We start from the raw sequence: 18,164 nt of genomic DNA, 5'->3' as shown, positions 1-18,164 counted from the left end.
CGAGGGGCTGGTGGGCCATTTCCTGGCCTGCCCGCCCCAGGGGTTTTCCGCGTGGGTGACCGCCTCCGGCGGTCCGATGTTCCGCGCGCGCTTCGATCTGCTCACTACCGCCGACGATGGCACCAAGCGCCTGGTGCGGCGCCTGCCGGGATTCCGGCTGTGGCAGCGCCTGCTGCAGCCGCGCACCGCTTTCGTCGGCACGACCGTATCGGAATATGCGCTGCTTGCCAGCGGCAGCGATCCGGCACGCCTGGCGGCGCAGTTGAAAGAGGAGTACGGCGGCCAGCAGCCGTTCCTGATCGTCAAGGACCTGCCCCAGGCGTCGCCCCTGTTGAGCCGGCGGGAAAACGACCACGCCGCCGCGCTGGCCCAGGCTTGCGAGCGCGAAGGCTTCGTCCTGGTCGAGGGGCAGGCGCTGGCCTATGTCCCGATCGATTTCGCCAGCCAGGACGGCTATCTCGAACGGCTGTCATATTCGCGGCGCAAGAATATCCGCCGCAAGCTGCGCAAGCGCGCCGAGCTGGACATCGAACGAGTGAGGACGGGCGACCCGCGGTTCCGCGATCCCGAGGTGCTGCGGGAGTTCTATGCGCTCTACATGAACGTGTACGCGCAGAGCGAGATGCACTTCGACCTGTTGACCGAGGCCTTCTTCGAGCGCGTGCTGCAGGACGGCGAGAGCGGGGGCATCGTCTTCGTCTACCGGCATGGCGGCAGGATGATAGGCTACAACCTCTGCTTCGAGTGCGACGGCAACCTGGTGGACAAGTACATCGGTTTCCGCTATCCCGAGGCCCGGGACTGCAACCTGTATTTCGTCAGCTGGATGGTCAATCTCGAATACGCGCTGGAGCGTGGACTGCGCCACTACATCGCCGGCTGGACAGATCCCGAGATCAAGTCCTACCTGGGCGCATCGTTCACTTTCACCCGGCATGCCGTCTACATACGCAACCCGCTGCTGCGGGCGGTGCTCAGGCGCTTTGCCGGCCGCTTCGAGGGCGACCGCGCCTGGAGCGAGGACCATTCATGAAAGACGGCGCGCCGCTGGTCCTCAATTTCGATGACGCCTGCGGCCTGGTCGAGGGTGCCACGGTCCTGCCGCTGCAGGCGTGGCAGGAGGCGGTGCGCTTCGGCTGCCCGCTGTCCACCTTCCGCACGCTGCGGCGCGAACTCGACGCCGCCATGCCGGAGCGGCACGGCCCGGTGCTGATGGGCAGCGGCGATTTCCACCACCTGAGCTGGCCGCTCATCGAACGCCAGCGGCTGCGTGGGCCGTTCCGGGTGGTGGTGTTCGACAATCATCCCGACAACATGCGCTATCTGTTCGGCATCCATTGCGGCTCGTGGGTGCGCCGCGTCGCCGCGCTGCCGTTCGTGTCCCACGTGCACGTGATCGGCATCACGTCGGGCGACGTGGGCTGGGGGCACAGCTGGGAGAACTACCTGCGTCCGCTGGCCGGCGGCAAGCTGAGCTACTGGTGCATGAATGTCGACGTGGGCTGGGCCAGGCTGCTCGGGCTGGCGGGAGCGGTGCGCAGTTTCGACGGGCCCGACGCGCTGATGCGGGCCGTGCTGCCCATGCTGGAGGCTTCGTCCGAGCCGACTTACGTATCTATCGACAAGGACGTGTTCAGTCCCGAGGTGGCGCGCACCAACTGGGACCAGGGCGTGCTGGCGGAGGCGCATCTGGCGCAGGCGCTGGACGCGCTCGCGGGCCGCGTGATAGGCAGCGACATCACCGGCGAGGTCTCGCTTTACCAGTACCGCAGCTGGTGGAAGCGCTGGCTGAGTGCGGCCGACGGGCAGGAGGCGCCGTCGGCCGGGCGCCTGGCGCAATGGCAGGCGCAGCAGCACGCGCTCAATGCGCGACTGATCGACCGGTTGTCTGCCGCATCGCCGCGCTGATCGCGCAATCGGCGGCCACGCGCCGCTCGATATGCGCCAGCGCTTCTTCCACCTGGTCCACCAGGATCAGGCAGAGGTCGCCCGCTTCCAGTTCGTCCATGGCCGTGTCGATGGCCAGGAACTCGCCGCGGATCTCGCGCACGTCGTGGGTCCGGACGGCGCCGGCCAATCCTTGCCGCAGCAACGCCAGCACCTCGCCGTCCTCGCGGCCGCGCTGGCATTGATCCTCGTACAGTACGACCTGGTCGAACGCGGAACCCAGGATCTCCGTCTGTTTCCGGATGTCGATGTCGCGGCGATCCCCTGCGCCGCTGATGACCACCGACCGCTTCTTGGCCGGCATGCGTTCGATCGCGCGCACCAGTGCCTGGATGGCGTCAGGGTTGTGGCCGTAGTCGGCGAAGATGGTGGCGCCGCGGAATTCGAAACGGTTGAAGCGCCCGGGCGCGGTCTGCGCGTCGCTCACGAAGCTGGCCAGGCCCCGCCGGACGACCTGCCAGTCCAGGCCGAGCGCCCATGCGGCGGCGATGGCCGCCATCGCGTTCTCGACCTGGAAGTCGATGGTGCCGTCATAGGTCAGCGGGATGTCGGCGAGCTGGATGCGGTATTCGTCGCCGCCGAGCGCGGCCACGATGGCGTCGCCGTCGCGATAGACCACGCGCTGGTTCTTGGCGCGATGGGTGGTGATCAGCGTGTGCTGGCGATCGCTGGAGAAGAAAATGACCGAACCGGGGCAGCTTCCCGCCATGTTGGCGACGTTGGGATCGCTGGCGTTGAGTACCGCCGTGCCGGTGGGCGCCACATTCTCCACGATCACCCGCTTGACCACCGCGAGATCCTCGACCGTGCTGATGAAATTCAACCCCAGGTGGTCGCCCATGCCGATGTTGGTCACGACCGCGACGTCGCAGCGGTCGAAACCCAGGCCTTCGCGCAGGATGCCGCCGCGCGCCGTCTCGAACACCGCGGCGTCGACGTCGGGGTGCAGCAGCACGTTGCGCGCGCTGCGCGGACCGCTGCAATCGCCCACGTCGATGCGCTGCTGGCCGATGTAGACGCCATCGGAGTTGGTCATGCCGACCAGATGGCCCTTGACGCCCAGCAGATGGGCGATCAGCCGCACGGTGGTCGTCTTGCCGTTGGTGCCGGCCACCGCGACCAGCGGGATGCGGCCATTGTCCTCCGGCGCGAACATCTCGGCGATCACCGCCTCGCCCACCGGGCGGGGCTTGCCGTAGGAGGGCGCCAGGTGCATGCGCAGTCCGGGCGCGGCGTTGACCTCGACGATGGCGCCGCCTTGGCTTTCCAGCGGCTTGATGACCGTATTGGCCACCACGTCCACGCCGCAGATGTCCAGCCCCACCGTCCGCGCCGCGGCGATGGCGTGGGCGGCGAACTCGGGGTGGACCTCGTCCGTGACGTCGGTGGCGGTGCCGCCGGTGCTGAGGTTCGCGTTGTTGCGCAGGATGACCAGCGCCCCCTTGGGCGGCACCGAGTCGGGCGTATAGCCGGCCTTGGCCAGCGTGGCCACCGCGATGTCGTCCAGCCGGATCTTGGTCAGGCTGGTGGCATGGCCTTCGCCGCGGCGCGGGTCCTTGTTGACGGCTTCCACCAGTTCCCGGATGGTGTGCACGCCGTCGCCGAAAACCTGGGGCGGATCGCGCCGGGCCGCCGCGACCAGCGTGTTGCCCACGACCAGCAGGCGAAAGTCGTGGCCGGGAATGTAGCGCTCGACGAGCACTTCCGAGCCGTATTTCTCGGCCACCGCGTAGGCGGCCAGCACTTGCTCGCGGGACGTCACGTTGACCGCCACGCCTTTGCCCTGGTTGCCGTCGCGCGGCTTGATCACTACCGGCGCGCCGATTTCCTGCGCCGCCGCCCAGGCATCCTCGGCGTCCTCGACGGGCCGGCCTTGCGGCACGGGTACGCCCGCCGCGTGCAGCAGTGTCTTGGTCAGCTCCTTGTCCTGGGCGATCGATTCCGCGATGGCGCTGCTGCGGTCCATCTCGGCGGCCTGGATGCGGCGCTGGCGCTTGCCCCAGCCGAACTGGATCAGGCTGCCGTCGGTCAGGCGGCGATAGGGAATGCCGCGCTGGACCGCCGCCTGCACGATCGCGCCGGTGCTCGGGCCGATGCGCACGTCTTCGTCCAGGTCGCGCAGCCTTGCCAGCGCCGACTCCAGGTCGAAGGGCGTGTCGTGCTCGGCCGCCGCGCACAATTGCAGCGCGAACTCGAGAGCCAGCCGGCCGACTTCTTCTTCGGTGTATTCGACGACCACCTGATAGATGCCCGTCTCCAGCGTGGGCACGGTACGCACGAAAGTGACGGGGCAGCCGGCCTGGGATTGCAGGGCGAGCGTGGCCAGTCCCAGCGCGCGCGCCATGGATACGGAGCGTTCCTGTCCGACCGGCTGCAGCAGCCCGATGGCGGGGAAGCGGGCGCGCAGGCGGGCTTCGAAGCCGGGGATATTGGCGATGGCGCACTCGGGCTCGGTGCACGAGACGATGGCCTCGAGCGCGGTACGGCGGCTCCAGAGGTTGGGGCCGCGCAATGCGCGGATACGTGAGACTTCCATGGATGTTTTCCTGTAACGCTGGCGCCCGGCGCCGTGCTCGTTTCCTCTGGGTTCAGGCCGTGGCGGCCACCGGCGCCGGCATGCCGAAAGTTTCGACACCGGCCCGGATGCAATCCAGCGGCAAGTCCAATGCCCAGCCGGCGGCCACGCCGGCCAGGACATTCGCGGCTTCCCGGCCGCCGTGCTGCCCGGCCAGGCACGTCACCGACGCCAGGCGCGTAAGCGTGGTTTCTTCCTTGCCGTGCGCCAGCACGATGGCGCCGGCACGCACGAACACAGCCCGCTTGCCCTGCGCCAGGTGCTCGGCGATGCGCGCCAGGCGGCCGTCGACCGCGAAGAACATCACGTCGCCATCGCACAGCGCGGCCATCTCGGCCACCCGGTCGTCGGCGGCGTTGAGGACGGCACAGCCGCTGGGCAGCACCACGTCGACCTGCGTGCGCAGCACGTTGTAGATCTGCTCCGGTTCGACGATGCAGAGATCGGGGTGGGTGTGCGCGGGGTCCAGGTCGGTCACGACACCGACCTGGCAGCGGTCGTAGGCCAGACCCTCGGTGAGAATGGCGCGTGCGCCGTTCTCGATGACCGCCGCTTCCATCATCGGGTTCATCAGCGCGCGGCGGGCGGCGTTCCAGTCCGCCGGCGCGGCGTCGACGCGACGCTGGTCGAAGAACAGGCCCAGGCTGGAGGCGACGGCCATGCGGCGGCCGGCCAGCCGCAGGAATTGCCCTACCAGATGGGCCACCATGGTCTTGCCGTGGCTGCCGGCGATGCCCACGAGCGGAATCCGGCCTTCGTCGCCATTGGGGAACAGATGGTCCACGATCGCGCGCCCGACGGGCCGGGGCTGGCCGTCGGCGGGCTTGAGATGCATCAGGAGTCCCGGGCCGGCGTTGACCTCGACGATGGCGCCGCCTTGTTCTTCCAGCGGGCGCGAGATGTCTTCGGCCACCAGGTCCACCCCGGCGATGTCCAGGCCGACGATGCGTGCCGCCAGCCGCACATGGGACGCGATGGAAGGATGCACCTCGTCGGTCACGTCGAAGGCGACGTTGCCGTTGCGCTGGATCAGCACTTCCTCGCCCGCGGGCGGGACGGAGTCGCCGTGATAGCCCTGGCGCTCCAGTTCGATCCGGGCGGCGGAGTCGAGCGTGACGAGGTTGAGCGGGTGTTCCTCGGTGTTGCCGCGGCGCGGGTCGGAGTTGAGCTGGCTGGCGATCAATTCCAGGATGGTCGATCGGCCGTCGCCGACTACCGAGGCCGTCTTGCCGCGGGCCGCGGCCACCATGCGGTCGCCCACCACCAGCAGCCGGTGTTCGTTGCCCGGCACGAAGCGCTCGACGATGACGCCGCTGCCTTCGCCACTGGCCACGTCGAAGGCCGTTTCGATCGCTTCGCGCGTATGCAGGTCGAGGAAGACGCCGCGGCCGTGGTTGCCGTCGCACGGCTTGACGGCCACCGGCAGGCCGATCTCCTGCGCCGCGTCCCAGGCATCTTGCTTGTTTTCCACCATGCGGCCCTGGGGCACCGGCACGCCGCACGCCTGGAGCAGGCTCTTGGTCAGGTCCTTGTCGCAGGCGATGCCCTCGGCCACGGCGCTGGTGCGGTCGGTCTCGGCGGTCCAGATCCGGTGCTGGGCGGCGCCGTAGCCGAGCTGGACCAGGTTGCCCTGGTTCAGGCGGATATAGGGAATGCGGCGTTCCTCGGCCGCCTGTACGATGCTGGCCGTGCTGGGGCCGAGCCAGTATTCGTTGACCAGGTCGCGCAGGGCGTCGATGGCGCCGGCGACGTCGAACGGCCGGTCCTCGATGGCGGCCATGACGAGGTCTCGCGCGGCATGGAGCGCGGCCCGAGTGACTTCTTCCTGGTAGGCGCTGACGATCACCCGGTAGACGCCGCGCGTCGAGGTTTCGCGGGCCTTGCCGAAGCCGCCGGGCAGGCCGGCCAGATTCTGCAGCTCCAGCGTGACGTGTTCGAGGATGTGGCCAGGCCAGGTTCCCTCCCGCACGCGGCGCAGGAAGCCACCGCGCTCGCCGTAGCTGCAGCGGTGCTCGATGAGCGTGGGCAGCCAGGCTTCCAGGCGCTCGTAAAAACCGGGGATCAGGTTGGAGGGATAGTCCTCGAGATCTCCGATGTCGATCCAGGCCTCGAGTACGGGCGGATACGTCCACATGCTGGGCCCGCGCAGGGACAGCACATCGCGGAATTCAATGTGTTTGCGGTTCATGATGAAAATCGGTCAGGGGCGGGCGCCCGGTGCGCAAGCGGGAAGCGGGGCGGGCAGGCGGTGCGTATGTGCAGTGAGTTGGGACGGGGGTCCGGGTGGGACGGGAGCAGGGTGTACGCTCTCGGGGCGTACTCGAATCGGTCCGATGACAGGCTGATGAGCGGAAATGTATTGCCCCCTCGCACGCCAGGCAAGGTCGGACAGGGTGTTTAGGGAATCCCCTAGATGCGACGCTACAACGCATCGGTTTCTCGGACAACGAAAATAGTGGCAACTATAATACTTACGCGAGGCTGACATATTTCCATGAATCAGAAATAGTTACAAATACTGTGTTGCTTATTTGGGGCGCTGCCCGTCAATGACTTTTCCGTCTCACCCGCTTTCCTCCCTGCCCGACACCTGGCGGGGCCAGGCTGCGCCGCCGCTGGCGGACGGTGAAACCGTCTGCGCCTGGGTCGAGCTGGATCTCGACACCGACTTGCACTATGCCCAGGGCATCCTGGTGCTGACCGAAACCCGGCTGCTGGCCGGCAGTCCTGCCGGCTGGACCGGCTGGCCGCTGCGCGAGGGGCTGCGGCTGGCGCTTTCGGATCATGCGGGGGTCGTCACGCTGGAACTGGTCACGTCCCATGAACGCCAGGCGCTGTGGCGCACCACCATGGCCCAGCACGCGGGCGCCGTGCGCCTGGCCGAACAGTTCGATCGCCAGCGGGAGGCGCTGACCGAAGGCGGGACCGCCGCGCGCCTTGCGCCCGCGTGCCCGCGCTGCCATGCGCCCCTGCCCCCGGGCGAGAAGCATTGCCCGGCCTGCGAGGCGGATGCGCCCGTGGCCGACAAGGAATGGGCATTGCTGCGGCTGCGACGCTTCGCGCGGCCGTACCGGGGCCGGCTGCTGGCGGGCTTCATCCTGACCATCCTGTCCACCGCCGCGACGCTGGTGCCGCCTTATCTCACCATGCCGTTGATGGACGATGTGCTGATCCCGTTCCAGAACGGCAAGCCCATCGACTACGGATTGGCGACGCTGTATCTGTCGGGCTTGCTGGGCGCGGCGCTGGTGGCCTGGGTGCTGGGATGGTCGCGCACCTATATCCTGGCCTGGGTCAGCGAGCGCATCGGGGCCGACCTGCGCACCACCGCCTACGAGCATTTGCAGCAGTTGTCGCTGGAGTACTTCGGCGGCAAGCGCACCGGCGACCTGATGGCCCGCATCGGCAACGAGACCGATCGCATCTGCGTCTTCCTGTCCCTGCACCTGCTGGACTTCGCCACCGACGTGCTGATGATCCTGATGACGGCGGGCATCCTGGTCTCCATCGATCCGTGGCTGGCGCTGGTCACGCTGCTGCCGCTGCCCTTCATCGCCTGGCTTATCCATCTTGTGCGCGACAAGCTGCGCCACGGGTTCGAGAAAGTGGACCGCAACTGGGCGGAGATCACCAACGTGCTGGCCGACACCATCCCCGGCATACGCGTGGTCAAGGCCTTCGCGCAGGAAAAGCGGGAGGTGGCGCGTTTTCGCGAAGCCAACAACCACAACCTCGCGGTCAACGACAAGGTCAATACCGTCTGGTCGATGTTCTCGCCCACGGTGATCCTGCTGACGGAAATCGGCCTGCTGGTGGTCTGGATCTTCGGCATCTGGCAGATCGCCAACCACCACATCTCGGTCGGCGTGCTGGCGGCCTTTCTGGCGTACATCAGCCGCTTCTACCTGCGGCTGGATTCCATGAGCCGCATCGTGTCGGTCACGCAGAAGGCGGCGGCCGGCGCCAAGCGCATCTTCGACATCCTGGACCGCGTCTCGAGCGTGCCCGAGCCTGCCAATCCGGTTCCGCTCGCGCACGTGGAGGGCCGCATCCAGATCCGCGATGCCGCGTTCCGCTACGGTACCCGCGCCGTGCTGCGCGGCATCGACCTGGACATCCAGCCCGGCGAAATGATCGGGCTGGTGGGGCACAGCGGTTCGGGCAAGAGCACGCTGGTCAACCTCATCTGCCGTTTCTACGACGTATCGCAGGGGTCGATCATGGTGGACGGGGTCGACATCCGCTCGCTATCGATTCCCGAGTACCGGCACAACATCGGCGTGGTGCTGCAGGAACCGTTCCTGTTCTTCGGCACGGTGGCCGAGAACATCGCCTATGGCAAGCCAGACGCCAGCCGCGAAGAGATCGTCGCCGCCGCGCGCGCGGCTCATGCGCACGAGTTCATCCTGCGGCTGCCCCACGGCTACGATTCGCTGGTGGGCGAGCGGGGGCAGGCGTTGTCGGGCGGCGAGCGCCAGCGGATCTCGATCGCCCGTGCGCTGCTCATCGATCCGCGCATCCTGATCCTGGACGAGGCGACGTCGTCCGTCGATACCTCCACCGAACAGGAAATCCAGAAGGCGCTCGACAACCTGGTGCAAGGCCGCACTACCATCGCCGTCGCGCACAGGCTCAGCACGCTGCGCCGCGCCGACCGGCTGGTGGTGCTGGATCGCGGCCGTATCGTGGAGCAGGGCCGCCATGAAGAACTCATCGCCAAGGGTGGTGCGTATTACCGCCTGCACCTGGCGCAGACCCGGCAGCTCGATCCGCCCGGCAGCGACAGCAACTGGGACGGCGACGACGAGGAGCAGGCATGACGACCGGTTTCCCTTACACGCTCAGCCGCAATGCCTTCGGCAAGCTCATCTATACCCCGGCCGACGGCAGCCCTCCTGAAGAGGTCGTACCGGTGCGCGCGTTCCCCATCCATGCAGAGTCGGAGGACATCTCCCTGGTGGGGCCGGGCGGGCACGAGGTGGCCTGGATATCCAATCTGGCCGACCTGCCGGACGAGGCGCGCGATCTCGTGCGGGAAGAGCTGAACCACCGCGAATTCATGCCGGAGATCCAACGCATCGTTGGCGTGTCCGGCTATGTCACGCCCACCACCTGGACGGTCAAGACCAATCGCGGCGAGGCCAGGCTGTGGCTCAAGAGCGAACAGGACATCCGGCGCATCTCGATGTCCAAGCTGCTGATTTCCGACGGCCACGGCGTCCATTTCCTGATACGCGACCTCGAGCGCCTGGACCGCACGAGCCGGCGGATACTGGATCGCTTCCTCTGAACGACCGTCACGCGCGGCTGGCTGCTATCGCAGCGCTTGCTCGATCGTGGCGCAGACGGTCTCGAAGCCTTCGTCGTCCAGCCAATGGCTGTTGGTGACGCTCAGCGTGCGCGCGGCGAAATCGCGGGCCCCTGGAATGTCGGCGTCCTCGACGATGGGGCGAAGGTAATCGTAGTCGGGCAGGGTATGCACGAACAGCGGCCCCACGCCGAGCCCGGCGCCCCAGAGCCGGGCCAGCGCCCGCTCGCGCGCCGCGGTATCCGGCAGCACCAGCATGAAGAACGGCCAGACGCCCTGCTCGCCGGGACCATCCTTGAGCACCTCCACCCCGGGCAGGCCTTGCAGCCGTGGCAACCGCCGCGCGGCGCGCGCCGCGGCCCGGTCGAGGAAGGCCGGCAGGCGCTGCGCAGCCTTGGCGCCGACGCCGCGGCGCCAGCGCCCGACGCGGTGTACCGGGATGTCGAGCGAGAAGTCGTCTCCCGCGGCGCGCACCGGATCGCCGGCGCGCAAGGCGGCGCGCTGCGGATTGCCGTAGGCCAGCCGCATGCCGCGCGGTCCGTAGAGCGCCGCGTAGCCCAGCAGCTCCAGGCTGCGCCGCCATTCCCATCCCAGGTGGCGGCCGACGGTGCGGTCGCTGGTTTCCCGCAAAGCGCGGCGCAGGCCGGCCTCGCGCGCCAGCAGCAGCCCGCCTTCGTAGATGCTCAGCCCCTTGCCCGCGGCCAGGCTGAAAAAACCGATGTCGCCGTCGAGCCCGACGCTGCGCCCCTGCCGGCGCGCGCCCAGGGCCTGGGCCGCGTCTTCGATGAGCGCCGCGCCGCAACGTTCGGCGCAGCGCCGTGCGAAGGCGGTGTCGGCCACGCGGCCGGCCAGGTGGGTGACGACAATGGCCAGCGTGTCGTCGTCGCAGGCCTCTTCCAGGGCTTGCGGATCGAAATCGAAATGGCCGGGCGCCTGGTCGCACAGCTTGAGCCGCAGTCCGCAATGGTGCACCGCAAGGGCCACCAGCGGGCAGGTGTAGCCGGGCAGGATCACCGTCCTGCGGGAACTGCGGCCGGCCAGGGTGCGCAGCGCGACGACCAGGCTGGCCGTGCCGGAACATTCCAGCTGCAGGGCAGGCACGTCCAGCCAGGCGGCGATCCGGGCCTCGAGGTCAGCGGGTCCGCCAGGCAGGAGGTCCCGCCATTGCAGCGGCAGGCCCGCGGTAGGCGGGACTTCGATGCCGGCGGCCCCGGAGCTAGGCGTCCGCACCGCCGGGCTCCGGGGCCGGGTGCCGGGACTCCCGCGCTTCGCCGAAGGCCAGGCACACGATGCCGCCGATGATCAGCAGCGCGCCGAGCGCCTGGCTGGCGCTGATGCGTTCGTCGAACAGCCATACCGACACCAGCATCACCGTCACCACTTCCAGGTGCGACGCCGCGAAAGCCGGCCCGATGGGGGCGCGCTTGAGCAGCGACATCCAGGTGAAGAAGGCGCCGATGTAGCCGACGAACGCGCCGTAGATCCATGGTTGCCCGAACACGCGCAGCAGCCAGTCCAGGTCTGCCGCGAGCGGCATGGCGTGGTTGGCCGCGTACTTGAAGCTGATCTGCGCCAGCGTGTCGAAGGCCATCAGCAAGCCGAAGCCGATGAGATAGAAGCGGCGCATCAGGGCAGTCCCACCACGGCGACGCCCGCCGCGATCAGCGCGATGCCGGCCACCCGCAGCGGCGTCAGGCGTTCGTTGAAGAGGAAGCGGCCGGCGATCATGATGGCGACGATGTTGATCGATCCGAGCAACACGCCTTCGGACAGCGGGACCAGCGACAGGAAGGCCAGCCAGACGACGAATTCCAGCACATAGCAGCCTATCCCTATCCATATCCAGGGCCGCCGCGCCAGCTGGCGCCAGTACTGCAGGCCGGTACCGCTGGCCGGGCTGGTGGCCGCGGCCTTGAATGCGAGCTGGCCGCCGGTGTCCACAAGCACGTTCAGCGTCCAAAGCAGGGCGACGAGGGGAGTCATCCTGCGGCGGCCAGCGAGGCGTTGGCGGCGGCGCCGGATCCCTCGCGCTGCGCGGCGACGCTGGAGAAGAATTCGACCGATTCGCGGATGACTTCGCGCCGTTCGCGGTCCACCGTGATCATGTGGTAGCTGTCGTGCAGCAACACCAGCTTGGCGGGGCCGCTGACACGGTTCATGACCAGGTGCGCGTTGCCCACGCTGGCCATGTCATCCTCGGCGGCGTGCATGACCAGGCAGGGGCAGCGCACCTCGTGCAACTGCCGGCGCACCGAGGCCGACAGCTCGATCAGCTCGGCCAGCGAAGGATAGGGATTGCCGGGCAGTCCGGCATCGGCGCTGTCGCCGCCCAGCATACTGGAGGAGACCGCGGCTCGCAGGCGCTCGTCCTTCAGTCCGTAGGGCGGCTCTTCGTCGAATACCTTGTCCTGGAACAGGTTGAAGCGCTTGAACCAGGGCAGCAGGAACGACAGGCGCCAGTACCAGGGGATGTTCCAGCCGTCGTAGCGGAAGGTGGCGCCATAGACGCCGACGCCGGCGATGTCCTGGGGCCTTTCGGCAGCCGCCTTGAGGGCCAGCACGGCGCCCATCGACAGGCCGGCAACGAAGCAGTGGTCCACGTCACGGCGCAGCCTGTCCACGCCTTCCAGCACGCTGGCGTACCAGTCCTTCCAGCCGGTGCGGACGAGATCCTCGACATCGCCGCAGTGTCCCGCGAGCTGCATGCCATAGACGGTGAAGCCGGCCCGGTGCAAGCCCTTGCCAACGGTGCGCATTTCGTTTGGGGTGCCGGTCAATCCATGAATGAGCAGCACGCCGGCCCGGCCGCCCTCGAAATAATAGTCCGCAGCTTTGATCATGAGGTGCTTCGTCGCCGCATGCGGCTCAGGCGGTGCTGGCCGCCGCGGGTGGGGTCGTGAATTCGCGCGGGGGTTGCGCGATGGCGTGCAACTGGCCGTTCAGGATGAAGTCGAGCGCATTGCGGGCCTGGTCGAAACCCGCGATGGGAATGTGCACCAGGCCGTGTTCGCGGCAATGGTCGATCAGGCGGTGCTTGGCCAGCACGAAGTCGACCGTGCCCGATACGCAGAAATCCGAAGCGCCATCGCCCACGTACAGGATCTTGCCATGGGCGTTGCGCACGCCCGAGCCGTACGAGCACTTGCACGTGCCGCTCGCCTTGCGGCAGGCCGCGTCGGCATACGGGAACGCCAGGCGCCAGCTGCGCGGGCCGGCCTGTTCGAACCGGTTGGCGACCACGGGCAGGTCGGCCAGTCCGTGGCGGTCCAGGATGGCGGTGATGACTGACGCCAGTCCGTCGCTGACCACGTGTACCGGGGTGCCGAGCTGGCGCGCCCGCGCGACGAAGTCAGGAAAGGCGGGATCGATTTCTATGCCGGTCACCAGGTCGTCCAGCTCTTCGCGGCTGGCGTCCAGGAGCGCGATCTGCTTGGCCATGCATTCGCGCGAGCCGATCTCGCCCCGCTCCCATGCGGCTTCCAGTTCCTGCCAGCCCGGCTTGCCGAAATGTTCCAGCAGGGTATCGGTGACGTCCTGCTTCGAGATGGTGCCGTCGAAATCGCACAACACGATCCATTCGGATCCGGGTTGTCCATCGGCGACGTACTGACTGAGCAACATGACAAGCCTTTAGGGAAGAAAACGTACCAGTACCCGTTGGCCGACGCGCAGCTTATCGGGATTGTCGAGCGACAGCAGGCATTCGACGCCGCGGCGGCTGATCCGCTCCTGAGGATCGTCGCTCGGCGCCATGAGCTGGAATACGCTGCCTATGCGCTCCAGGCGGGCGGGAATGGGCGCGCTGCCGGGCGTGGCTTCCATCACGATCTCGGCTTGCATTCCTTGCTTGAGCGCCGCGACATAGGCCTCGTTCACCTCGGCGCGGACGATGAGCCGGCGCTTGGGCAGCAGGCGCAGCAATTCGGTCTGGGCGGCCACGGCGTTGCCGACCTGCACCTCCAGCCCGACGACTTCGCCATCGATGGGGGCGCGCACCTGCTGGCGTTCCAGCGTCCACTGCGCAGCGCGCAGTTTCTGGCGCGCGACGTCTACCGCCGCCTGCGACGCGGCCGCCTCGGCCTCGGACTGGGCCACGGCGTTGCGCGCATCGTCGGCCGCCTGGCCATCCACCGCGCCGCCCGCGGCCGCTTCGGCCAGGCGCTGCGCCCGCTGCTTGAGGCCGGGCAGGCGGCTGCGCAGCACGCGCTCCTGCGCCTGCGCCTGCCGCAGTTCCGCCTCGGCCGCGTCCACCGCCAATTGCGCCGCGGCCGGATTCAGCTCGATCAGGGGCTGGCCCTTCTTGACCTGGTCGCCGTCTCGCACGCTCACGCGCATGACGGTGCCGTCCACCGCAGCGCCCACCCGCACCAGTCCCCCCTCGACATCGACCCGGCCGCGCGCGACCGCGGCATAGGGAGGCTGGTCCGCCGCGCGCTCGTCGGCCTCGGGCTCGCGCGAGCAGGCCGACATCAGCAGGCTGCTGGCGAGCGTGGCCAGGAGTCCCAGGCGGAAGGATGAGAAAAGCTTAGCCACGTGGTCAAGACTTCCTAAGTTGCGGCGATCGCGGCGTCGGTGCGGCGATCGTCCAGGATGCGTCCGTCCTCCATGGTCAGGACGCGATCGGCATGGCTGATCAGGCGCGGGTCGTGACTGACGCACAGCACCGTGGCGCCATGGCGCTTGGCGATCCGGTGCAGGATGTCGATGACCTTCATGCCGTTGCCGGCGTCCAGCGCGCTGGTAGGTTCGTCGGCGAAAAGCAGTTCGGGCTCTTTGGCGAGCGCCCGGGCGATGGCGACGCGCTGCTGTTCGCCTCCCGACAGGCCGGAAGGACGAAGCCGCGCGCGTCCTCCCATGCCCACTTCCTCGAGCGCCGACCAGGCCTGTTCCTCGGCCTGGCGCAGGGGCAGGCCCACATAGCGCAGGGGCAGCACGACCTGCTCGAGGGCAGTCAGTGCCGGGAAAAGATTGAAGCCCTGGAAAACAAAGCCGGTGTGCATGAGCCGGAAGCGTTCAAGCTCTTGAAGTTGCAACAGGCCAAGATCCTGGCCCAGCGCCCGCACCATGCCGGCATCGGGACGAAGCATGCCGCTAAGTATGGCCAGCAGGGTACTCTTGCCGCAGCCCGAGGGCCCCGAAATCAGCGTAAGTTCGCCGGGCATGATGCTAACCGACAAATCGCGCAAAATACGCTCGCGAACATTACCGGATAGAAAGGATTTGCTGAGAGACTCAGCAACGAGGCTCGGTGCATTCCCCTGTGGGCGATAAGGGGTCCGGGACTCGTTAGCCCGCATGGCGAAGTCTCCCACGTGCCAAAAAAACAAAACCCCGCTACCGGGGTTGTAACTTTCCGTACGATAACCCAACTGATGGGCATACGGGAAGGCACATGCGGCGCCGCCCTTCGGGTGTTGTGCGTGCGCCGCGATGCGGGAAGGGCGGGCGTGGCCGCCCGCCGCCAGGGGTCAGTCTTCGAGGGGGTTGTCCTTGGTTTCCCGGATGAAGAGCGTTCCTATGACCAGGCTCATCACCGCGACGATGATGGGGTACCACAGGCCGTTGTAGATGTTGCCGGTGGCGGCCACGATGGCGAAGGCGGTGGTGGGCAGGAAGCCGCCGAACCAGCCGTTGCCGATGTGATAGGGCAGGCTCATCGATGTATAGCGGATGCGAGTGGGGAACATCTCCACGAGCATCGCGGCGATGGGGCCATACACCATGGTGACCAGGATCACCAGCAGCGTGAGCAGCAGCACCAGCATGGGCTTGTTGACCTGGGCCGGATCGGCCTTGGCCGGATAGCCGTGGTTGCGGATCTCGCTGGTCAGGCGCGCCTTGAGCTCGTCGCCACGGCTCTTCAGTTCGGCGGCGGGCAGGCCGGCGCCTTCGAAGGACTGGACCACCGTGTCGCCGATCTTCACCTGCGCCACCGTTCCCGGCGGCGCGGCCTCGTTGCTGTAGTTGACCGAGTTCGAGGCGAGGAAGGACTTCACCTGGTCGCACGAGCTGACGAACTTGGCCGTACCCACGGGGTTGAACTGGAACGAGCAGGTCTTGGGATCGGCCACGACCACCACGGGCGCCTTGGTCTGCGCCGCCTCCAGCGCCGGGTTGGCATAGTGGGTGATCGCCTTGAACAGCGGGAAGTAGGCGAGTGCGGCGATCAGGCAGCCCGCCATGACGATGGGCTTGCGGCCGATGCGGTCGGACAGCGCGCCGAAGATCACGAAGAAGGGCGTGCCGATGAGCAGCGCGAGCGCGATCAGGATGTTGGCCGTGGTGGGGTCCACCTTCAAGGTCTGGGTCAGGAAGAACAGCGAGTAGAACTGCCCCGTGTACCACACCACGGCCTGGCCGGCGGTCAGGCCCAGCAGCGCCAGCAGGACGATCTTCAGGTTGCCCCAGCGGCCGAAGGATTCGGTCAACGGCGCCTTGGACTGCTTGCCTTCAGCCTTCATGCGCTGGAAGGCGGGCGACTCGTTCAGCCTGAGCCGGATCCAGACCGAGATGCCCAGCAGGATGATGGAGACCAGGAAGGGGATGCGCCAGGCCCAGGCGGCGAAGGCTTCTTCCCCGGTGGCCGTGCGCACGCCCAGGATCACCAGCAGCGACAGGAACAGGCCCAGCGTTGCGGTGGTCTGGATCCAGCTGGTATAGGCGCCTCGCTTGCCGTGCGGGGCATGCTCGGCAACGTAGGTCGCGGCGCCGCCGTATTCGCCGCCCAGCGCCAGGCCTTGGGCCAGCCGCAGGATGATCAGGATGACCGGCGCGGCGATGCCGATGGAGGCGTAGGAGGGCAGGATCCCGACGATGAAGGTGGACACGCCCATGATCAGGATGGTGATCAGGAAGGTGTACTTGCGGCCGACCAGGTCGCCCAGGCGCCCGAACACCAGCGCGCCGAACGGCCGGACCGCGAAACCGGCCGCGAATGCGAGCAGTGCGAAGATGAAGGCTGCGGTTTCATTGACCCCAGAGAAGAATTGCCGCGCGATGATGGCGGCCAGCGATCCGTATAGATAGAAGTCGTACCACTCGAATACCGTGCCGAGCGACGAGGCAAAGATCACGCGTCGCTCTTCCTTGGTCATGGGGCGCGCGGCCGGTGTCGGCGCCCCGGTACTGCTGACGGTGGTGCTCATGAAAGGATGTCTCCTCGGGTAGGGCCTGCTTTTTTGAGGGTGAAGTGATTGCAGACTGGCCCGTGCCACGGGAGCCTCGGGCTTGAAACCAGAGTAGAAACAGTTACTGACGCGGTGCTGACGATTTTCTTACTAAAAGCTGAATTTTCACGGTGCGGTGAGATAGTCGTGCCGCCGGCGCTAGCTTTCGGCCGGCGCGTCGGGCCGCAGGTGCTGCGCCAGCCATTCGACCAGCGCGGCGACCCGGGCGACGTGCTGCTTGCGGCGCGGCACGTAGGCCTTGAACCAGGTCTCCTGCAACGGGAAATCGTCGAGCACGGCCTCCAGCGTACCGGCTGCCAGCGCCTCGTGGGCGACATAGGCGGGCAGGGCGGCGATGCCCAGGCCCGACACGGCCGCGTCGCGCAGCGTGAGGTTGTCGTCGGCCACCAGGCGCGGCGGAATGTCCACGCTGATGCCGCCCTTGGCGCTGCGGAAATGCCAGGCCGTGCCGGACGGCTTGAAAACCAGGCAGGCGTGCTCGGTCAGGGACTGGGGGTGGCGCGGCCGCCCGTGCCGCCGCAGGTAGGCGGGAGCGGCGCAAAGCAGGGCGTCGACCGGGCACAGCGGGATTTCCACCACGCCTTCGTAGCTGGCGGGCCGGCCGCTGATGGCCACGTCGTAGTCCCGTTCGGCCGGGTTGGTGGAGTGGTCGACCAGCGAGATCTCCATGGTGATGCGATCGTGCCGGCGCAGGAAGGCGTTGAAGATCGGCCCCAGGCGGACCGTGGTCAGGGTGGTGGGGGTAGCGACCCGCAGATGCCCGACCAGCTGGCTGGCGTCCCGCTCCACGCTCTGCACGAGGTCCTCGAAACTGGCGACCAGCACGCCCGCGCGGGCATGGAGCTTCTCGCCGGCCTCGGTCAGGCGCACCGTGCGCGTGGTCCGCTCGAACAGCCGCGCCCCCACGGTGGCCTCCAGTTGCCGGATGCGCTTGGCCACCACGGACGGCACGACATTCATCTGCCGGGCGGCTTCCGAGAACCCGCCGCAGGCGACGACGGTGGTGAAGGTTCGTAGCTGGGTGATGGCGTCCAATTTATTCCAGATCGAGCTTACTGATTGCTATTTTTTGAACAAATATTCTCCATTATTCCTCAATAAAATCCTCTCCCACAAGCGGGCCATCGGCCCGCGGCAAGACCCCAGG

The 18,164-nt window shown here is 67.6% G+C and carries 14 protein-coding genes and 1 pseudogene; 4 read left to right on the top strand and 11 right to left on the bottom strand.

From position 1 onward, the window contains the following. Positions 1 to 10: 10 nt before the first annotated feature. Positions 11 to 1,033, top strand: coding sequence for a GNAT family N-acetyltransferase (locus CDO44_RS17490; protein ID WP_233146247.1), 1,023 nt, complete (start codon positions 11 to 13; stop codon positions 1,031 to 1,033). Further along, on the top strand, positions 1,030 to 1,908 hold the full coding sequence (locus tag CDO44_RS17485; RefSeq protein ID WP_087781561.1) for a hypothetical protein: 879 nt from the start codon (positions 1,030 to 1,032) through the stop codon (positions 1,906 to 1,908). The genes CDO44_RS17490 and CDO44_RS17485 overlap by 4 nt, the downstream gene beginning before the upstream one ends. On the opposite strand, the gene cphA (CDO44_RS17480) is transcribed toward CDO44_RS17485, so the two are convergent. Then, positions 1,862 to 4,483, bottom strand: a complete 2,622-nt coding sequence (gene cphA / locus CDO44_RS17480; RefSeq protein ID WP_087781560.1) for a cyanophycin synthetase — start codon at positions 4,481 to 4,483, stop codon at positions 1,862 to 1,864. The two genes, CDO44_RS17485 and cphA (CDO44_RS17480), sit on opposite strands and share 47 nt — an antisense overlap. An 85-nt stretch (positions 4,484 to 4,568) precedes the next feature. After that, positions 4,569 to 6,710 (bottom strand): annotated as a pseudogene (cphA, locus tag CDO44_RS17475) (cyanophycin synthetase); the annotation flags it as partial. 361 nt (positions 6,711 to 7,071) lie between these two features. Between cphA (CDO44_RS17475) and CDO44_RS17470 the strand changes: the two are divergent. After that, positions 7,072 to 9,342 carry an ABC transporter transmembrane domain-containing protein gene (locus CDO44_RS17470; RefSeq protein WP_087781558.1) on the top strand — a complete coding sequence of 757 codons (2,271 nt, stop codon included), beginning with the start codon at positions 7,072 to 7,074 and terminating at the stop codon, positions 9,340 to 9,342. Next, a complete protein-coding gene (locus CDO44_RS17465) occupies positions 9,339 to 9,812 on the top strand; it encodes a DUF1854 domain-containing protein (protein ID WP_087781557.1) in 474 nt (157 codons plus the stop codon). Before CDO44_RS17470 ends, CDO44_RS17465 begins: the two co-directional genes overlap by 4 nt. 24 nt (positions 9,813 to 9,836) lie before the next feature. On the opposite strand, the gene CDO44_RS17460 is transcribed toward CDO44_RS17465, so the two are convergent. From CDO44_RS17460 to CDO44_RS17420, 9 genes are all read right to left on the bottom strand, one after another. After that, positions 9,837 to 11,060 carry a DegT/DnrJ/EryC1/StrS family aminotransferase gene (locus tag CDO44_RS17460; protein WP_233146246.1) on the bottom strand — a complete coding sequence of 408 codons (1,224 nt, stop codon included), beginning with the start codon at positions 11,058 to 11,060 and terminating at the stop codon, positions 9,837 to 9,839. Further along, positions 11,047 to 11,457: a multidrug efflux SMR transporter gene (locus CDO44_RS17455; protein WP_087781556.1), complete on the bottom strand. Its 411-nt coding sequence runs from the start codon at positions 11,455 to 11,457 to the stop codon at positions 11,047 to 11,049. The genes CDO44_RS17460 and CDO44_RS17455 overlap by 14 nt, the downstream gene beginning before the upstream one ends. Then, positions 11,457 to 11,813: an EamA family transporter gene (locus tag CDO44_RS17450; protein WP_087781555.1), complete on the bottom strand. Its 357-nt coding sequence runs from the start codon at positions 11,811 to 11,813 to the stop codon at positions 11,457 to 11,459. The genes CDO44_RS17455 and CDO44_RS17450 overlap by 1 nt, the downstream gene beginning before the upstream one ends. Then, positions 11,810 to 12,670, bottom strand: coding sequence for a carboxylesterase (locus CDO44_RS17445; protein ID WP_087781554.1), 861 nt, complete (start codon positions 12,668 to 12,670; stop codon positions 11,810 to 11,812). Before CDO44_RS17445 ends, CDO44_RS17450 begins: the two co-directional genes overlap by 4 nt. A 25-nt stretch (positions 12,671 to 12,695) precedes the next feature. Next, positions 12,696 to 13,451 carry an MtnX-like HAD-IB family phosphatase gene (locus CDO44_RS17440; RefSeq protein WP_087781553.1) on the bottom strand — a complete coding sequence of 252 codons (756 nt, stop codon included), beginning with the start codon at positions 13,449 to 13,451 and terminating at the stop codon, positions 12,696 to 12,698. A gap of 9 nt (positions 13,452 to 13,460) precedes the next feature. After that, positions 13,461 to 14,363 carry an efflux RND transporter periplasmic adaptor subunit gene (locus CDO44_RS17435; RefSeq protein ID WP_087781552.1) on the bottom strand — a complete coding sequence of 301 codons (903 nt, stop codon included), beginning with the start codon at positions 14,361 to 14,363 and terminating at the stop codon, positions 13,461 to 13,463. A 14-nt stretch (positions 14,364 to 14,377) separates the two neighbouring features. After that, positions 14,378 to 15,127: an ABC transporter ATP-binding protein gene (locus CDO44_RS17430; protein WP_087781679.1), complete on the bottom strand. Its 750-nt coding sequence runs from the start codon at positions 15,125 to 15,127 to the stop codon at positions 14,378 to 14,380. A 171-nt stretch (positions 15,128 to 15,298) separates the two neighbouring features. Beyond that, positions 15,299 to 16,975: an MFS transporter gene (locus CDO44_RS17425; protein WP_087781551.1), complete on the bottom strand. Its 1,677-nt coding sequence runs from the start codon at positions 16,973 to 16,975 to the stop codon at positions 15,299 to 15,301. Positions 16,976 to 17,155: 180 nt separating this feature from the next. Next, entirely contained in the window at positions 17,156 to 18,052 is an 897-nt protein-coding gene (locus CDO44_RS17420) for a LysR family transcriptional regulator (RefSeq protein WP_087781550.1), read from the bottom strand. Positions 18,053 to 18,164: the final 112 nt, after the last annotated feature.

Source organism: Pigmentiphaga sp. NML080357 (assembly GCF_002188465.1).
Classification (GTDB): Bacteria; Pseudomonadota; Gammaproteobacteria; order Burkholderiales; family Burkholderiaceae_B; genus Pigmentiphaga.
Note: the sequence above shows the minus strand (reverse complement) of the source record. Positions and strands in the feature narration are given on the sequence as shown.